Source organism: Promineifilum sp. (SeqCode) (assembly GCF_041918635.1).
Taxonomy (GTDB): Bacteria; Chloroflexota; Anaerolineae; order Promineifilales; family Promineifilaceae; genus Promineifilum.
The window spans coordinates 1-2,097 of record NZ_JAYRVJ010000612.1 but is presented as its reverse complement, the minus strand read 5'-3'; the positions used below and the strand labels follow the sequence as shown (position 1 = coordinate 2,097).

The following is a 2,097-nucleotide window of genomic DNA, read 5'->3' as shown; positions in this document are numbered from 1 at the left end:
CGTACTTCGGTGGGGCCTGGAATGAAGAGCTTGACGTGTTGCGGATTACGAGGCGAGGAATGCCCCTCGGAATTTGGATTCAAGGTGTTCATTGTTAAAGGTCACAACTCCTGTATGGATCAAGTAAGCGGCCTTGGTGCTGAGCGTCTGGTATTGCATGTGCCCGGTGCGCAGCAGCCGCAGCGCAGCCGGGCCGCCGGCCAAGGGCAACAGGGGGGCCAGACTCTGGCAGTTGATGAAAACGGGAGCTTCGTTCTGAACTTTCGACCGGGTGTTGACGCCCCCATAGCCGACGAACAGATCGACGGCGCGCCCGGCCAGCAGGTCGCTCACGCCGTCGCCGATGAGCAGGGAACGGCCGCGCTGGTCGCCCAGCAGTTCGCGGACGATCTGCGCCTTGCCGTCGCTAACGGTCAGCGCGCCGTCGTCGTAGGTGAGGTACTGTTTCTCGCGTCGGGCGGCTTTCTTCTCCCACCAGTGACCGGACAATTCGTTGTACGTGATGCCCACGGCGCGGATGCGCTCGCGTGGGATGCCCAAATAGATGCCAAACTCCTCGACCGGCTCGGCCAGCCCGCCGCTGATGATGTAGACTTTGTGTCCCAGCGATTGGAGTGCCGTCACCACCAGCGCGGCGTCTTCGACCATGTGGCGCTTGTAGCTGCGGCGGATGTCTAGCACTTGCTGGCGCGTCGGCTGCACCGCCCGCAGCCGCATGTCGTAGATATCGTTCAGATCGAGATCGCCTTCCATGGCGGCCTGGGTCAATTCGGCGATGCGCTCGCGCAGACCGGCCGCCTCGGCCAGAACGTCGATGCCCTCTACCGCCGTCAGGGTAGAGTCACAGTCGAAAAAGACATGTTCGTAATGGGGCCAACGCATGGTGGTTAACGGATCAACTCAGCATGGCGGCAATCAACCACCTGCGTATTCGGGGTATGTGATGTTCATTCTAATCCCAAACCGGTTATTTGCCAATAGCCTCTAGACCTGACAGGTGCGCGGCCGCAAGTTTCGGTGTCGCTAGACTGCCTCGGGCCGCCTGCCTGTCAGGTCTGAATCTAACCCGGCCCGCTAACAAGTCGTCTTAAGCCTGTCTCCAAATCGATGCCGGCGCGCCAGCCGGTGAGCGTCGCTGTCCGGTCGGCGTCGGCGATTTGCAGTGGTTCTTCCCCTGGGCGGCCGGGCAACAGACCGGGGCGAGGCCGGCCGCCGCGCTCCACCAGATCATAAATGCGCTGCACGACCGTCACCACATCCGTCGCCCGGCCTGTACCCAGCTCGACCGTCTCGCCCGGCGGCAGGTCGCTGCCCAGCACGGCCAGGAAACCGCCGACCACATCGTCGATGTGAATCCAGTCCTTGGCTTGCCCACCGGCGGTCATGGGGAAATCCTCGCCGGCCTGCGCCGCGCCCAGCGCGGCGGGCACGAGCAGGTGGGGCAATTGGCCCGGCCCGTAGGCCTGGAAGATCATCGCGCCGTGGATAGGCCAGCCGGCGGTGCGGGCGTACATGCGGCAGAAAGCCCAGGCGGCGGCCTTGCTGGCGGCGTAAACGTTCATGGCCGTCCGCTCGCCCGGCGTGCGGGCAACGATCAGTTGACGCACCTCCTGATCCTCGGCCTCGAAGCAGGCGCGCAGCAGGTTGAGCGTGCCGGTGACGTTGTGGCTGATGGCGGTGTGGGCGTTCAGGAAAGGGTCAGTGACGCCAACTGCGGCCAAGTGGATCACCTGGTCGGGCCGCGCCTGGCGCACGGCGCGGGCCGTCAGGGGGTAGTTGCGCAGGTCGGCGTAGACCGCGTCCAGGCGCGGGCGCAGCCGGCCCAGTGGCGGGGGGAGGGGCGTCCCGCTGGCAAACTCCTCCAGGAGGAGCAGTGTCACGTCGGCCTGTTCCAGCAGGCGCGGGACAAGGGTGCGGGCGATGAAACCGGTCGCGCCGGTGACGAGAACGCGCGGACGGCTCATCAATTCAGATAGGCCCGATACCAGGCCATGGCCTCTTCCAGACCGCGCGCCAGGCTATACTGTTGACGCCAGCCGACGGCCTCCGAGGCCTTCTGAGGGCTGAGATACTCATCCTGAATCTCGTGCTTGACCT

General features: G+C 64.8%; 2 protein-coding genes. Both read right to left on the bottom strand.

All coding sequences use genetic code 11. The features are described 5' to 3' along the window. Nucleotides 1-45: 45 nt before the first annotated feature. Nucleotides 46-882, bottom strand: coding sequence for an HAD-IB family phosphatase (locus ACE3UY_RS18180; protein ID WP_374688900.1), 837 nt, complete (start codon nucleotides 880-882; stop codon nucleotides 46-48). A gap of 179 nt (nucleotides 883-1,061) precedes the next feature. After that, a complete protein-coding gene (locus ACE3UY_RS18175; protein WP_374688899.1) occupies nucleotides 1,062-1,964 on the bottom strand; it encodes an NAD-dependent epimerase/dehydratase family protein in 903 nt (300 codons plus the stop codon). Between the last annotated feature and the right edge of the window lie 133 nt (nucleotides 1,965-2,097).

What these genes read in the sequence shown, in the direction of transcription:
- ACE3UY_RS18180 (WP_374688900.1), bottom strand. Translation starts at nt 882, where the DNA reads ATGCGTTGGCCCCATTACGAACATGTCTTTTTCGACTGTGACTCTACC.
- ACE3UY_RS18175 (WP_374688899.1), bottom strand. Translation starts at nt 1,964, where the DNA reads ATGAGCCGTCCGCGCGTTCTCGTCACCGGCGCGACCGGTTTCATCGCC.